Source organism: Barnesiella sp. WM24 (genome assembly GCF_004570975.1).
Lineage (GTDB): Bacteria > Bacteroidota > Bacteroidia > Bacteroidales > Muribaculaceae > Muribaculum.
In genome coordinates, this window is sequence record NZ_SPPC01000006.1 from 44,989 (window position 1) to 60,736 (window position 15,748).

Here is a 15,748-nt window from a genome sequence, read left to right on the forward strand (position 1 = left end):
GTTTCACTCAAAAAACTTAACATAGATTAAGAAATGACACAAAAGTCACTTTTAACAATCCAAAATTAACAAAATGCCACTTTCACAAGCGATATTTATATAAATTGTCAACGCCGGGATTTTAGAAACTCCCTTTTCAGCTTGCTGAGATATTCGGGTGTCACCCCGAGATAGGACGCGATGTTTTTCTGCGACACCTTTTCCATGATTTCAGGACGGTCGCCTATCATGCGGCGGTAGCGCTCGGCAGTGCTTCCGTTATGAACCACGGCATTCTTATATTCCTGGAAAAACAGTTCGCCATAGGCATACTGCAACATCCATATCGTAAGTTCGTGATAGCTCGTCACCACATCCCAGAAGTCATCTTTCTTAATGTGCATAAGAGTCGTGGGACAGCATGCCTCCACTCTGTAATAGGATGGCAGATTCATGACAAATGAATGTTTTGACGAAAACATAGTGCCGGGGAGCCCGAAACCGAATGTGCGCTCCTTATCACCGTTCATGTCGACAAAACGCACTATCCCGTCTTCAACGATATACACGTCGGGACATTTCATTCCCTCTTCTATCACGATGCCTCCCCTTGAAAGATTCATAGTCTCGCCGCGCGAGAAAAGCACCTCAAGACCATCTCCGTCGGGAAGATAGCCAAGCTCGTTTTTCAGCAGCGATTTCAATCTTTCAAATGCCATGTCACGATAAGTTAATAATGCAAATATAATAAATATTCCGCACATGACCGGCACCCAGCTCGACAGCGGTCATCACTTTATTGGTCAAGCAGCCCGGGGCGAAGGCGGCGTGTGCGCTCTACCGCCTGCTCGTGGCGCCACTCGTCGATGCGCGCCTGATGACCGGATAGAAGTATGTCGGGCACCTTCCAGCCGTTATATTCAGCGGGACGCGTGTAGATAGGGGGAGCAAGCAGATTGTCCTGGAAGGAATCGCTCAGCGCGCTCTGCTCGTCACCGATAGCGCCGGGGATAAGCCTCACAATGGCGTCGGTAATCACAAGCGCAGGCAACTCGCCCCCCGTCAGCACATAGTCGCCGATTGTAATCTCGCGAGTCACGAGATGCTCGCGTATTCGGTAGTCGACGCCCTTGTAGTGACCGCAGAGTATTATGATATTGTCAAGCATCGACATGCGGTTTGCCATCGGCTGAGTAAGCTGTTCGCCGTCGGGTGAGGTGAATATGACCTCATCGTAGTCACGCTCGCTCTTGAGATGGGCAATAGCACGGTCTACCGGCTCAATCTGCATCACCATGCCCGCCTCGCCTCCGAAGGGATAGTCGTCGACTTTACGGTGACGGTTGGTAGTGTAGTCACGGAGATTATGCACCACAATCTCTGCAAGCCCCTTGTCTTGGGCGCGCTTCAGTATAGAGCATCCGAGAGGCGACTCAAGCATCTCGGGCAACACGGTCAAAATGTCTATTCGCATGTCAGTCTTGATTTTCTACGGCAAAGTTACGACAATTCCACGGCAAAATGAAACATGAATGTCCGCTATCCGTCACCGCCATTAACTTTTATTGTATAACGGCTTTAATTGTTAACCAACCGGGATTGCATTTCATATTAATGCTTAATCAACCCGGCGGCAAGTGAACAAACAGTGCAAAAAGCGATTATTAGTAGTACAACGAAAAGATTAATCGACATGAATACCGACAATGGCTCAGCAAAGCAAATATTATTAAAAAAATGTAATTACGGAAATAATTCCGTATTTTGTATTCGTGATTAAAAAAAATCACTTAACTTTGCACGTGGTACAATAGGTAATTGTCTCCAAGATTTAATAATGACTCAAATTCAAGAATTCAATAAATTTAATGTCTAACAAAATGAGCAAAATCGATTTAACACAGTACGGTATCACCGGTACTAAAGAAATCATTTACAATCCTTCCTACGAAGAACTCTTCAAAGAAGAGACTCTCCCCACTCTCGAAGGTTTTGAAAAAGGTGTAGTGACTGAACTCGGCGCTGTCAACGTAATGACCGGCGTTTACACAGGACGCTCACCCAAGGACAAATTCATCGTGCTCGACGACCAGTCAAAGGACAATGTATGGTGGACAACCGAAGAATATCCCAACGACAACAAGCCCGTGACCGAAAAGACCTGGGCTGCTGTAAAGGAAATCGCCACCAAGGAGCTTTCTAACAAGAAACTTTATGTTGTTGACCGCTTCTGCGGAGCCAACAAGGACACCCGCATGGCTGTACGTTTCATCGTTGAGGTAGCATGGCAGGCTCACTTCGTGACCAACATGTTCATCGCTCCTACCGAAGAAGAACTCAAGGACTTCAAGCCCGACTTCGTAGTATATAACGCATCAAAGGCTAAGGTTGAAAACTACAAGGAACTCGGCTTGAACTCTGAGACCGCAGTTGTATTCAACATCACTTCACGCGAGCAGGTTATCATCAACACATGGTATGGCGGCGAGATGAAGAAGGGTATGTTCTCAATGATGAACTACTTCCTTCCCCTCGAAGGCATCGCTTCAATGCACTGCTCTGCCAACACTGACAAGAACGGAGAGAACACAGCTGTATTCTTCGGTCTTTCAGGAACCGGTAAGACTACCCTTTCTACCGACCCGAAGCGTCTTCTTATCGGTGACGACGAGCACGGATGGGACGACAACGGCGTGTTCAACTTTGAAGGCGGTTGCTACGCAAAGGTTATCAACCTTGACAAGGAAAGCGAGCCCGACATCTACAAGGCTATCTCTCGCGACGCACTTCTTGAGAACGTGACTGTTGACGCAGAAGGCAAGATCGACTTCAAGGACAAGAGCGTTACTGAAAACACTCGTGTTTCTTACCCGATCAACCACATCGAGAGCATCGTGCGCCCCGTATCTGCAGGTCCGGCTGCCAAGAACGTAATCTTCCTTTCAGCTGACGCATTCGGCGTGCTTCCTCCCGTTTCTATCCTTACTCCGGAGCAGACCAAGTATTACTTCCTCTCAGGATTCACCGCTAAGCTTGCAGGTACTGAGCGCGGTATCACCGAGCCTACTCCTACATTCTCAGCTTGCTTCGGACAGGCATTCCTTGAACTCCACCCGACCAAGTATGCTGAAGAGCTCGTTAAGCGCATGGAAAAGAGCGGAGCAAAGGCTTACCTCGTAAACACCGGCTGGAACGGAACAGGCAAGCGTATCTCTATCCGCGACACCCGTGGTATCATCGACGACATCCTTGACGGCGCAATCCTCAAGGCTCCCACCAAGAAGCTCCCGATCTTCGACTTCGAGATTCCTACCGAGCTTCCCGGCGTTGATCCCAAGATTCTTGATCCTCGCGACACCTACGCTAACCCCGAAGAGTGGGAAGTTAAGGCTAAGGACCTCGCTGAGCGCTTCATCAAGAACTTCAAGAAATACACCAACAACGAAGCCGGCAAGGCACTCGTTGCTGCAGGTCCCCAGCTCTAATCGAGCCTGACCGATAAACAACCGCAGGGGCTGCGTCAATCGACGCAGCCCCTGTTGCATATATACCGGCTATACAATGATTACTAATCAGTTGGGCAAAAGACTGAAACGTGCAGAAATTACAACGGGCGAGTCTCACGACTCACCCGTTGTAATTAACCTTAAATCTAATACCATGAAAAACACAGTGCAAATATAGTAATTATACCTTTAGAACAAGAGCCGCAGGGAATGGTTCAGTTCAAGCGTAGCTTTAACAGAAATTAACAGAAATATCCGTTTTTTCTGTCTAACTTAGCGTGGATAAATAAATACAGACTGCAAATGAGGATAAAAATACTTGTGGTAGACGATGAAGAGTCTATCTGCGACATACTGAAATATAACCTTGAACTTGACGGCTATGATGTAGACTACGCCCTTTCCGGCGAAGAAGCACTCGGCTACGACCTGTCAAGCTATTCACTGTTCATCCTCGACATAATGATGGACAAGATAAGCGGATTTGACTTCGCAAAAAGGCTTAAAGTCAACGCCGCTACCGAAAACACCCCTATCATATTCTGCTCGGCTCTCGACGGCGAGGACGACACCGTAATGGGGCTTAACCTCGGAGGCGACGATTACATAACCAAGCCGTTTGTCATAAACGAGGTGCTTGCGAGAGTGCGCGCCGTCCTGCGCCGTAGCCACGCCTCACAGCAGTATGCCTACAACATCTCGAAGAGCATCCAGGAACCCGACATCACGTTCAAGACCCTGCGCGTCGACCGCAATGAAAAGACTTGCTATCTTAACGGCGAGCCGGTGACACTCACAAAGACCGAGTTTGAGATACTGCTGTTTTTCCTCTCCCACCGCAACCGCATCTACTCGCGTGAAGAAATCATCCGCGAGGTGTGGCCGGAGGATGTAGTCGTGTCGGACCGCACAATAGACACCAACATAACCCGTCTGCGCAAGAAAATAGACCCCTACGGCAACAATATCATAACAAAGGTAGGCTTCGGATATGGGTTTAAGGAAACCAATTAGCTATCAGTGGCGATTGTTTTTCCCGCTTGTCGGGTTGTTGTGGTCGATAATAATCGCCCTCGCACTGTTTCAGTATGAGCGCGAGAAAGATTTCCGCACCGCCCGCCTAAACGACGAGCTGACACTTATTAACTCGCGCATTATCAACGCCTACGAGAACGACCTCGACATGGAGCCGTTCATGCGTTTCCTTGCGCAACACTATGAGCACTCCGTCCTGAAAGGGATAAGAGTGTCCGTATACGACGACAAGAACAACCTCCTCTACTGCATCGGCACCCCGATACCGAGGATGCACGACCAGACGTTGCCCCCGGAGCTCGCTGAAGCGACCGTAAAAGGCTACGGCACGGCTCTGAGAAAAAGCGACGTGGAGGTCAACAATCCCTACTACTTCTTCGGTGTGCGCACAAGTGAGGACGGAAAGATATATGTCCACACGGCGATGCCCTACACGGGAGCCATCTCTGAACGCGTATCGGTCGACAGGAGCCTCTGGATACTGATTATAATCCTCGCTGTGATAGTCACGGCTATAGCCTACTTTTCCACGCGCTACCTTGGCAAAAACGTGAAATTGCTCCACGAATTTGCCGACCGCGCCGCCAACGACCGCGAATTTGCCAATCTGGACTACGAATTTCCCCAGGACGAACTGGGCTCGATATCCCGACAGATTGTGACCCTGTTCCGCGAGCGCGAGGAAGCCATAGAGCGCTCCGAACGCGAACACCGCATAGCGCTCAAGGTTACCGAAGAAAAAATACGCGTCACAAAACAGCTGTCAAACAACATTAACCATGAGCTGAAGACCCCCGTAGGCATCATAAAAGGCTATCTCGACACCATGGCAGACCACCCCGAGATGGACGAGGCGGCGCGGCAGCGCTTTATCGGGAAGGCGCAGGAACACATGGAACGACTCTGCAACATGCTCAACGATCTGTCGTCAATAACTCGCCTTGAGGAGGGCGGCAAAGGGCTTATGCGCGAGAAAGTGGACTTCCATGAGCTGCTTGCCAATGTCGAAAGCGAGTTTGCCAACATAAAAAGCGAGGGCTCACTGCCGTTCAGCTACGAAGTGCCGCCTCGCTGCAATGTCGTAGGCAACTACAACCTGCTCTTCGGCATGGTCACCAACCTGATAAGAAACTCCAACTTCCACTCCAATGGCACAATGTGCTGCCTGAAACTCATAGGAGAGAATGACCGGGAATACAGGTTTTCATTTTTTGACGACGGAAGAGGCGTCGAAGACGAGCACCTTCCGCATCTGTTTGAGCGTTTCTATCGTGTAGACAAAGGGAGGTCAAGGAAGGTGGGCGGCACCGGGCTCGGACTCCCGATTGTAAAAAACACAATAAATGTGATGGGAGGCACAATACGTGTCCTCAACCATAAACCCCACGGACTTGAATTTATATTCACCCTCATAAAATGGCGCGAACAAGCCTGAAAACATGCAGCCCGGCAGCAGTTATTCGGGTCTAAGACCGTCAATATGAATAAAAAGCCATAAGTTTGTCAAAATTGGCACACAGTTGTAACACGATTGCAACGACAAATGATTACCTTTGCATAATCATAAGAGAGAGCTTGTATCCTCTTATAAGCAAAGCATAGAATCATTACCACAACTAAGCATTGCTTGCAAAATATAGTAATTTTGACAGAAATTTGTGGACTCTACGCCTTTCCAAGAGCAGAGAGAGGCACCGGAACCCCGGACAGAGCAGGAATTAGCCACAAAGGTCGAGATGACCGAAGATTCCGCACCACAAATCACATATGACATAATTTAGTCATCAAAGGCTGCCGATTGGCAGCCTTTACTTTTTTTCTCCATAAGCCAATAAAACCCACCACTTCCTGCTGCCACAAAAAAAATGTCCCGGGCGCAATAAATTGCAATCACCGGGACATCCTCTCTCCTCACTGCAAAGATAGCAATAAATCACTTTCCGGCGAAATTTTTAACAATAAACTCGCAAGCAAAGATTAAACCGAGCATTAAACCGAGCATCCGACACCACAGACAAGCATAAAGACACAATATAAGACCGACAAAACATCAATATGACATGAATTTGGTATATTTTGTAGATTTTTTCTTAAATAATTTGCTTTTTAAAGAATTTTATCTAAATTTGCAATCATCACAACAAATACAAACTGCAACGCAAACGAGTAAAACAATTAAATTCTGTTACTTTTATGAGGAAATTTACATTACTATTAAGCGGAATCATTTTTGCCGCGTCTACAGTATTTGCCAACACACCGACACAGCGCCTGGCGCTTCCGGCTTTAGAAAAAACAAGCGCCGAGAAAGCGGTCAAGCCCGCAAACGCAACAAATCTCAGCATGAAACGCGCTGCCAGCCCGGCGAGAATAAAGAAAGCCGCCGCATCAACGGGATTCGATATGCCGATAATCACCGAGGCTCCCGCAGGCGAGACCAAGATATACAAGAAGTCGGCGGCAGGCTACTTCGTGTATTTCATGTGGATTGCATCATATGAGGACACATTCAGCTCGGAGATTGTATTCACCGACAACAACGAAGTGTACATCAAGGACATCTTCGCCAACCTCCCCGTAGGCTCTTATGTCAAAGGAACCGTATCTGACGGCGTCATCACAGTCGACCTTCCACAGTGCATCATGTATGATGAAGAATATGAAGACTGCTACAAGATTGCAGCAGTAAAATATTATGAAGACGAAGAGACTGCGACATACCTTCCCGACGAGGATGTAGACAAAATCACATTCACCATCGACGCCGACGGATCAATAACAATGGACGAGAACATCACTCTCGGACTTCTCTACACAAGCGACGATTACTGGGCAGGATATGCCGACCTGTATCAGAGCTACGAGGTATTTGATGGCAAGCCTGTAGCGAAACCAGAATCAGTAAGCACTGAAAAGTGGGCGCTTACCACCCCCGACGGCAACGGACATTTTGTAAACGTAGGCATCGATGGCAATGACATGTATATCGGCGGCCTTTCTGAATCAATGCCCGACGGATGGATCAAGGGTACAATCTCAGGCGACAAGGTGACATTTGAAAACGACCAGTACATCGGCATAGCAAACAGCCATTTCATGTACTTCTTTGCCGGAATAAGTGTATTTGATGAGGAATATCAGGAATACTACTACACTTTCAGCGACAAGCCGGCTGTGCTAAATTATGACGCCGAAGGCAAAAAACTCACTTCACCCGATGGACTGACACTGCTTGTCAACGCCTCGGAAACGAAAGTGTACTACCTTGACACGTTTGACGAGCCGACCATCAAATACCAGGGAGCGATGAAACCAGCAACCCCTGCCAATCCTCACAGCCTGATAACCAACGGCTACGAACCTGATTATGGAGGACAATTCTACTTCATCCTGCCAATGGTAGACACAGAAGGCAACCTGCTTGACCTGGACAACTACTATTACAACATCTATTTCGATAACGAGCTGTTCACATTCTATGCCGACGAATATAAAAAGTTTGAAAATTTTGGCATTGACGAACTAACCGACATCCCCTACAACTTCACCGAGGACTGGGATTTCTATATCAACGGATCTGAGCACACTATTTATTACTACGTCGACGGATTCGAGACAATCGGAGTACAGGCGGTTTACACCATTGACGGCGTGACAAACAAATCGGCCCTCGTAAACTTCAACCTGGAGACCGGAAAAACAAACATCGTGAACCCGGCTGCCCTTGAAACAATCGAAGGCGCAAAAGAAGTGAGCGCGACAGTTTACTACGACCTTACCGGACGCAAAGTAGACAACCCGTCAAACGGACTCTTCATCAAGAAGACTATCTATAGCGACGGCACTGTAAAGACCGTAAAACGCGCAGTAAAGTAAACAGCATCTATCTGCGATAAACAATTGTAAGAAAAAAGAACGCGATGATAAAAAAAGCAATAACCACAGCACTCCTCTGCTCCGCCATTTTGGCGGATGCAGGGGCTGCTACAATCAACTTCACATACGCCGGCAAGGACTATTTCGCCTGGGGAACCGGCAAGAAAGAGAACTATGACGTAGCGATGCGCATAGACAACCCGGAGCTTGTAGGCAAAAAAATCACCAAGATTAGCGCCTCTTTATATGCGACAGAAGGCATATCGGGCACAACAATGTGGATGACAAAGGAGCTGAGTCTGAATGACAAGAAGCAGAATGTCCCCGACATAACTTCAGTAGAGGTAGCTCCGTCAGAATACGGCGACATGAAAGTGACCCTCGAATCGCCCTACACCATCACATCCGACGGCGTATATATCGGCTACTCCTTCATAATCGACGAGTTGAATGACGAAACCGAAACACCGCTGCTGCTTGCCGAAAAAGCGCATGAAAACGGGTTTTACCTACATTCATCGCGCACTGTGCGCAAATGGATGAACTACGGGACCCCACGAGTTGACGCATCACCTATAATCGAGGTGACCATAGAGGGCGACTTCCCCGAATACTCGATGAGCCTCACATCGCTGCCCGTGATATATGGCAAGGCAGGAGCCACGGCGACAGTTAACGTCGGCGTACAGAATTTCGGTTCAGAACCGGTCAATGAAATCGAATACACTTACACAATCGACGGAAATACAAAGACCGGAAAACAGACATTGACCGCCCCCATAGCGAGCGACTATGTACACAGCACAGTGGCGCCCCTTGTATTTGAAGTGCCGGAAGCAATCGGCGAGTATGACATCGAAGTTAAAATCGACAAGATTAACGGAACGGTCAACGGCTCATCTTCAGCAACCGCATCGGGTAAGTTCAACGCAGTGGCAATCGTGCCCCACCACCGTCCTCTCGTGGAGGAATACACAGGCACATGGTGTGGATGGTGCCCCCGCGGATGGTATGCCCTTGAAAAGATGAACCGACTCTACGGAAGCGACTTCATCGGCATAGCCTATCACAACGGTGACCCGATGGCAACTGTCTCGCCAAGTGACTATCCGGTATATGTCAACGGTTTCCCGGCGGCAACAGTCGACCGCGGTAGCGTGATAGATCCATATGACGCAGAAGAACCGTGGAAAATCTCACGCGAACAATTCACTCCCGCGGCAATAAGCCTCTATGCATGGTGGACCGACAAGGAAAAGACTTCGATTGAGGCTGCATCGTTTACAAAATTTGCCATCGCAGAGGAAAACGCCGACTACCGACTGGCCTATGTGCTATGTGCCGACGACCTGCACAGCACTGATTCCGATTGGGACCAGAGCAACTATTTCCCGGGCTACAAATCAGATTACGAAGGCACAGAGCTCGAGGTGCTATGCGACATGGGCAACCCCATCAAGAACCTGCATTTTAATGAAGTGGCTCTTATCGCCGACACCCCCGACGGAATTGACGGCTCTCTTCCATCATCAATCGAGACCGACAAGACCACAGAGGACCACTATACATTTGACACAAAACCGGTAAAAAATCTTATCCAGAACCCCGACAAGCTATTTGTAGTGGCAATCGTCCTTGACGGCAAGACCGGCAAGGTGGTAAATGCGATAAAGGCTCCGGTAACAGCCGAGGCAGGAGTTGACACCGCAATCGCCGAAGAGGCAAAAGACGCCGTGTCGGTGCGCTATACCGACCTTCAGGGACGTATCGTCAAGGCTCCCCGCGCAGGCATATACATCAAGACCGTAAAATATAGCGACGGCTCCGTGAAATCGGAAAAGGAACTCATAAAGTAAATCCAATATATCCATCTATTCTGCAAGCGGCAGCCCCGGAACATCACGTCCGGTGGCTGCCGTGACTTTTTTGTATCACCGCGCGTTGCGGTTACAAGACAAAAATCATACCTTTGCCGTAACAACCACCTCATACTGCCGCAATGCTGAAATCACTTCAATCACTGAGAGGCATATATGCCATAATGATATTCCTGCATCATTTCCCCGTAGACGGGAAAGGGCTGTTTGCGGCGGGCGGTGACTGCGGTGTCGATTTCTTTATCATGCTGAGCGGATTTGTCATGAGCGCAGGATATTTCCGCCGCCTGACGGAAGGAAACGAGCGTTACAGCCGCTACATGTGGCGTCGTGTCGCCAGGCTCTATCCACTCCACTTGCTGTGTCTCGCCTTTTATCTCCTGCTTTACGGAAGCCGGCTTGGCATCGGCTCATGTGTCGTGCTCCTGCCCAATCTGCTGCTCCTGCAAAGCTGGATACCGGTGGAGGCGGTCTACTTTTCCGGCAATGCGGTGTCGTGGTGTCTCAGCGACCTCATGTTTTGCTACGCCATTTTCCCGTTTCTCGCGATGTTTTGCCATCGGACAAGGAAATGGTTCACTTTATGCACAATCGCCGCCACAGCGGCTTATTTTGCCCTTATCTGGCTTATTCCCGACCGGCTTGAAACCGCACTTATCTATATCTTCCCTCCAACCCGTCTGCTCGACTTTGTGTGGGGCATGATACTATGGACTGTGTATTCCGGCATAAAACCATCCGCCACCACGCGTAAAGGCGGCTTAAAAAAGAGCGTTGCCGAGTTTGCCGCCATAGGCATCACCGTGGCGGGCTGCATATATTTCGGCGACATCACGTCAAGGCTCACCCTCGCCTCCTACTGGTGGATTCCGTCGGCAGTCATGATCATGACCTTTGCGGTCAACGACGGCAATGGAGGCATTGTGAGCAAGGCGCTTTCATCGCGACCGCTTGTAGCCTTCGGCAATGTCAGCTTCAGTTTCTATATGCTCCACGTGCTGCTGATTACCTGTTACAGGCGCCTTGTCGAAGCAGGGTTGGCTCCGGCAAACCCGTGGATAGCACTCCCTGCTCTCTTGATAATCACGGCAGGGCTGTCATTTCTGGTATATTACAAGTATGAAAAGCCGATAGGCACGTGGCTCAACGGCAAAAGATAAAGAGAATCATTCATCGGGGTCATGCAACGCATTGTAAATCAGCGATGCACGCGCAGGACCCGTTATCTCAGCGATAGCGTCAATAGAAGCCTCGCGCAAGCGCTTGACGCTCTTAAACGTCTGAAGCAGAGCTTCTTTAGTCTTCGCTCCCACTCCTTTTATATCATCCAGCTCGCTCACAATCTGCCCCTTGCTTCGGCGATTGCGGTGATGGGTGATGCCAAACCGGTGTGCCTCGTCGCGCAGATGCTGCACCACACGCAACGATTCGGAATTTTTATCAATATACAGCGGTATGCTGTCGCCGGGAAAGTATATTTCCTCAAGACGCTTTGCAATGCCGACCACGGCAATGGTGCCACGCAGCCCCATGTCATCAAGCGCCTCCACCGCGGCACTCAGCTGCCCTTTTCCGCCATCGACCACGATAAGCTGCGGCAGTTCCTCGCCCTCTTCCATAAGGCGCGTATAGCGGCGCGTGAGCACCTCCTTCATCGAGGCGAAGTCATCGGGTCCTTCCACGGTCTTGATATTGAAATGACGATAGTCGCGCTTCGCGGGCTTGGCATTGCGGAACACCACACACGAGGCGACAGGATTTGTGCCCTGGATATTTGAGTTATCGAAACACTCGATGTGGCGCGGCAGCTCCGTAAGGCGGAAATCCGCCTTCATCCTCTGGAGGGTGCGCTCGACTCTCTTTTCAGGGTCGTGCTTCTCCATCATCTTTAGCGAGTCGACCTTATTCTGGCGCGCATTGTGCGACGAAACCTCAAGAAGCTTCATCTTGTCGCCACGCTGCGGAATAGTGTAAGTGACCCCCTCAAGCTCAACGTCGGGCAACACGGGCACAACCACCTCGTCATAGCTCAGCGCAAACTTCTCCTTTGCCTCCATGATGGCATAGCCGAGAATCTCCTCCACCGGCTCGTCAAGGCGCCGCTTATACTCAAAAGTGATGCTCCTTACAATCGCCCCGCGCCTTACGTGCATATAATTCACGTAAACCTGCTCGCGGTCATCATCGACCCCAAACACATCAATATCGTCAAGCGTCTGGCTGACGATTACGCTCTTGGACTGATAACGCTCAATCAACTGATATTTCTCCTTCAGAAGCTGCGCTTCCTCAAACCGCAGCTCAGCCGCAAGCTCCCCCATCTCGTTGCGGAGATAGTCGAGCAACTCCTGTGTGTCGCCACGCAGAATCTGCTTGACGTGGTCAATCATCTCTCCGTATTTGTCCTGACCGATCATACCGGTGCAACACCCGAGACAATTCTTCAGGTGATATTCGAGGCAGAGCCTTCCCTTCCCCTTCGCCACATAATCGGGAGTGATCGCATGGCGGCATGTGCGCACCGGATACAGCTCGCGGATAAGATTCAACACTGCCTTCGCCACGCCGGTATTGGTATAGGGACCGAAATATTTCGAGCCATCCTTGATGCGGGTACGAGTCATGAACACCCTCGGGAAATGCTCCTTTGTGACCACTATCCAGGGGTAAGATTTATCATCCTTGAGAAGCACATTATAGTGAGGCTTGTACTCCTTTATCAAGGAATTTTCAAGATTCAGCGCATCCTGCTCCGTAGGCACGACAATATATTTCATGTCGACGATATTCTTAACCAGAAGCATTGTGCGTATGCTGTCGTGAGTGCGGTTGAAATATGACGACACACGCCGCTTCAGGTTCTTTGCCTTGCCTACATAAATCACGGTCCCGGCTGCATCATAGTAAAGGTAGCAGCCGGGAGTGTCGGGAAGGATGGAGATTTTCTCCATCAGCTCTTTTGATTTTTCTATCTTAGCCAATCGCAAAATTTATTTAAGACACATCAGTAAGTGATGAGCGAAGTCACCTCGGCGTCGGAAGGCAGATTCTTTCGGCCCTCAAGATCGCTCAGCTCGACGATAAAACTGATGTAGACCTTTTTCGGGTTCATGCTCTTTACGAGCTCGTAGCAAGCAGCCATAGTTCCGCCGGTGGCGAGCAGGTCGTCATGGATGACAACGACATCATCGGGGGTGATTGCGTCGCGATGAATCTCTATGACATCGGTTCCATACTCCTTCTCGAAGGAAGCGGTGATAGTGTCGGCAGGCAACTTGCCGGGCTTACGCGCGGGGACAAAACCGGCCCCGATTTCATAAGCAAGAATCGCGCCACCGATAAATCCGCGTGACTCAATACCCACTACTTTAGTAACGCCTTTCGAGCGATAATGTTGCGCGAGGTCCCAGCCTACGATGTGCATCGCGCGGGCATCCTTAAACATTGTAGTCAGGTCCCTGAATATAATTCCTTTCTTCGGGAAGTCTACAACATCTCTGATTTTTGACTTGATGTATTCCATAAAATTTCAGGTTAATTAATTGTATTCTATTTAGTTATTCTTGTTCCACGTGAAACAATCACCGTCCCATCAGCAACAAAAGCACATTGATGTCGCTCGGTGAAATGCCCGGTATGCGGCTTGCCTGGGCAACCGTCACAGGGCGTATCTTCTCAAGCTTCTGACGCGCTTCGGTCGACAATGCCTTTATCGATGAATAGTCCATCGCAGCCGGGAGCTTCAGTTCCTCCAGCCGATGAATCTTGTCGGCGACCATCTTCTCCCTGTCAATATAGCCCTGATACTTTATAAGTATCTCCGCAGCCTCGATTATCTCGTCGCGCCGAGACTCCTCTATTCGTTCGACCTCGTGGCGCAGAGCGTCGACATAAGGAAGGAGCGACATGATTGTTATCTGAGGGCGCAGTATCAGGTCGACAAGCTTAACGCCCTGCTTCAACGGCGAAGTGCCGAGAGTCTCAAGCGCGTCATTTATCAATGCCGGTTTCAGGGAGAAATTACGTGTAAACTCGATAAGCCTGTCACGCTGCTCACGCTTCGACACCATGAGCCTGTAACGCTCCTCGTCGACAAGCCCGAGTTCATAGGCACGCGGAGTAAGACGCATGTCGGCGTCATCCTGACGAAGCAAGATGCGATATTCAGCGCGCGAGGTAAACATGCGGTAAGGCTCGTCGACTCCTTTTGTAACGAGGTCATCAATCAGCACTCCGATATATGCCTCGTCGCGCGACAATACAAGCTGCTCAAGACCGAGCGCCTTCGCCGCCGCGTTAGCTCCGGCGACAAGCCCCTGCCCCGCCGCTTCCTCATAGCCGGTAGTACCGTTGACCTGACCGGCAAAAAAGAGTCCGTCGACCATCTTCGTTTCAAGAGTGTGACTAAGCTGTGTAGGGTCAAAAAAGTCATATTCTATCGCATATCCGGGACGGTAAATCTGCACGTCAGACAGCGCCGGAACAGTCGAAAGCGCCCTGACCTGAATGTCAAGCGGAAGAGATGAAGAGAAGCCGTTCAGATAAAACTCCTGAGTGTCCTCACCCTCCGGTTCAAGAAACAGCTGATGCTCGTCCTTGTCGGCAAAGGTGACAATCTTCGTCTCTATACTGGGACAATAACGCGGGCCTATGCTCTTAATCTGACCGTTGTAAAGCGGTGAATCGGGCAATCCCTCACGCAATATCTCATGAGTGGCGGGATTAGTATAAACCGTGTAACACTGACGCTGGCGAAGCTCTCTCCTTACATCGGGCAGATAACTGAACTTATGAAAATCATTTTCGCCATCCTGGGGCGACGTAAGCTCCCATTTCACGCTCCTGCCATCGATACGCACAGGCGTGCCTGTCTTCATGCGCGCAGTCGTGAAACCAAACTCGGCAAGCTGCTCCGTTATACCGTGGGATGCAGGCTCCGAAACACGCCCTCCCTCTACCTGGGCGCGCCCTACATGCATAAGTCCGTTAAGGAAGGTTCCTGCCGTAAGCACAACCGCCTCGGAATAGAAATTAACGCCAAGCACAGTAGTGACACCCTTGACCCTGTTGCCGTCGAGAATCAGAGACGCGACAGAATCCTGCCACATATAAAGCCCGGGGGTATTCTCAAGAATCCTGCGCCACTCGCCGCTGAACTTCATGCGGTCACTCTGCGCACGCGGGCTCCACATCGCCGGGCCTTTTGACCGGTTAAGCATACGGAACTGTATCGCCGTGCGGTCGGTGATTATACCCATCATTCCTCCGAGCGCGTCGATTTCCCTGACAATCTGTCCCTTTGCGATACCTCCTACCGCAGGATTACAGCTCATCTGCGCAATCTTATTCATGTCCATGGTGATAAGCAGCGTAGACGCCCCGCGTCGAGCCGCAGCAGCGGCAGCCTCACATCCGGCGTGTCCCGCACCTACCACAATCACGTCATAGTCAAATTTCATATCTGTTATTACAAAA

11 protein-coding genes are annotated in these 15,748 nt (G+C 49.9%); 6 read left to right on the forward strand and 5 right to left on the reverse strand.

From position 1 onward, the window contains the following. Positions 1 to 107: 107 nt before the first annotated feature. Both E4T81_RS07585 and trmD read right to left on the reverse strand, forming a co-directional pair. Positions 108 to 698: a Crp/Fnr family transcriptional regulator gene (locus E4T81_RS07585; RefSeq protein WP_167761775.1), complete on the reverse strand. Its 591-nt coding sequence runs from the start codon at positions 696 to 698 to the stop codon at positions 108 to 110. A 77-nt stretch (positions 699 to 775) separates the two neighbouring features. Continuing rightward, positions 776 to 1,453: a tRNA (guanosine(37)-N1)-methyltransferase TrmD gene (gene trmD / locus E4T81_RS07590; RefSeq protein WP_135043030.1), complete on the reverse strand. Its 678-nt coding sequence runs from the start codon at positions 1,451 to 1,453 to the stop codon at positions 776 to 778. Between the two features lie 406 nt (positions 1,454 to 1,859). Between trmD and pckA the strand changes: the two genes are divergently transcribed. The 6 genes from pckA to E4T81_RS07620 all read left to right on the forward strand — a co-directional run bounded on the left by pckA (position 1,860) and on the right by E4T81_RS07620 (position 11,433). Beyond that, a complete protein-coding gene (pckA, locus tag E4T81_RS07595) occupies positions 1,860 to 3,464 on the forward strand; it encodes a phosphoenolpyruvate carboxykinase (ATP) (RefSeq protein WP_135043032.1) in 1,605 nt (534 codons plus the stop codon). A gap of 303 nt (positions 3,465 to 3,767) precedes the next feature. After that, positions 3,768 to 4,499 carry a response regulator transcription factor gene (locus tag E4T81_RS07600; RefSeq protein WP_371683035.1) on the forward strand — a complete coding sequence of 244 codons (732 nt, stop codon included), beginning with the start codon at positions 3,768 to 3,770 and terminating at the stop codon, positions 4,497 to 4,499. Further along, positions 4,477 to 5,955: a cell wall metabolism sensor histidine kinase WalK gene (locus E4T81_RS07605; RefSeq protein ID WP_135043037.1), complete on the forward strand. Its 1,479-nt coding sequence runs from the start codon at positions 4,477 to 4,479 to the stop codon at positions 5,953 to 5,955. The genes E4T81_RS07600 and E4T81_RS07605 overlap by 23 nt, the downstream gene beginning before the upstream one ends. Before the next feature lie 758 nt (positions 5,956 to 6,713). Then, entirely contained in the window at positions 6,714 to 8,396 is a 1,683-nt protein-coding gene (locus E4T81_RS15880) for a hypothetical protein (protein ID WP_245207033.1), read from the forward strand. A 44-nt stretch (positions 8,397 to 8,440) separates the two neighbouring features. Beyond that, the gene (locus E4T81_RS07615; protein WP_135043039.1) at positions 8,441 to 10,252 is read left to right on the forward strand and encodes a hypothetical protein; all 1,812 of its coding nucleotides are present in this window, start codon (positions 8,441 to 8,443) and stop codon (positions 10,250 to 10,252) included. A 143-nt stretch (positions 10,253 to 10,395) separates the two neighbouring features. Continuing rightward, positions 10,396 to 11,433, forward strand: a complete 1,038-nt coding sequence (locus tag E4T81_RS07620) for an acyltransferase (protein WP_135043041.1) — start codon at positions 10,396 to 10,398, stop codon at positions 11,431 to 11,433. Between the two features lie 6 nt (positions 11,434 to 11,439). Here E4T81_RS07620 and uvrC read toward each other — a convergent pair whose 3' ends face one another. From uvrC to mnmG, 3 genes are read right to left on the reverse strand one after another with little or no spacing between them, the layout of a single operon-like run. Next, entirely contained in the window at positions 11,440 to 13,224 is a 1,785-nt protein-coding gene (gene uvrC, locus E4T81_RS07625) for an excinuclease ABC subunit UvrC (protein ID WP_135043466.1), read from the reverse strand. Between the two features lie 53 nt (positions 13,225 to 13,277). Further along, entirely contained in the window at positions 13,278 to 13,796 is a 519-nt protein-coding gene (locus tag E4T81_RS07630; RefSeq protein WP_135043043.1) for an adenine phosphoribosyltransferase, read from the reverse strand. Positions 13,797 to 13,854: 58 nt separating this feature from the next. Continuing rightward, positions 13,855 to 15,732 (reverse strand): tRNA uridine-5-carboxymethylaminomethyl(34) synthesis enzyme MnmG, encoded by a 1,878-nt coding sequence (gene mnmG / locus E4T81_RS07635; RefSeq protein WP_135043045.1) that lies wholly within the window; start codon positions 15,730 to 15,732, stop codon positions 13,855 to 13,857. Positions 15,733 to 15,748: the final 16 nt, after the last annotated feature.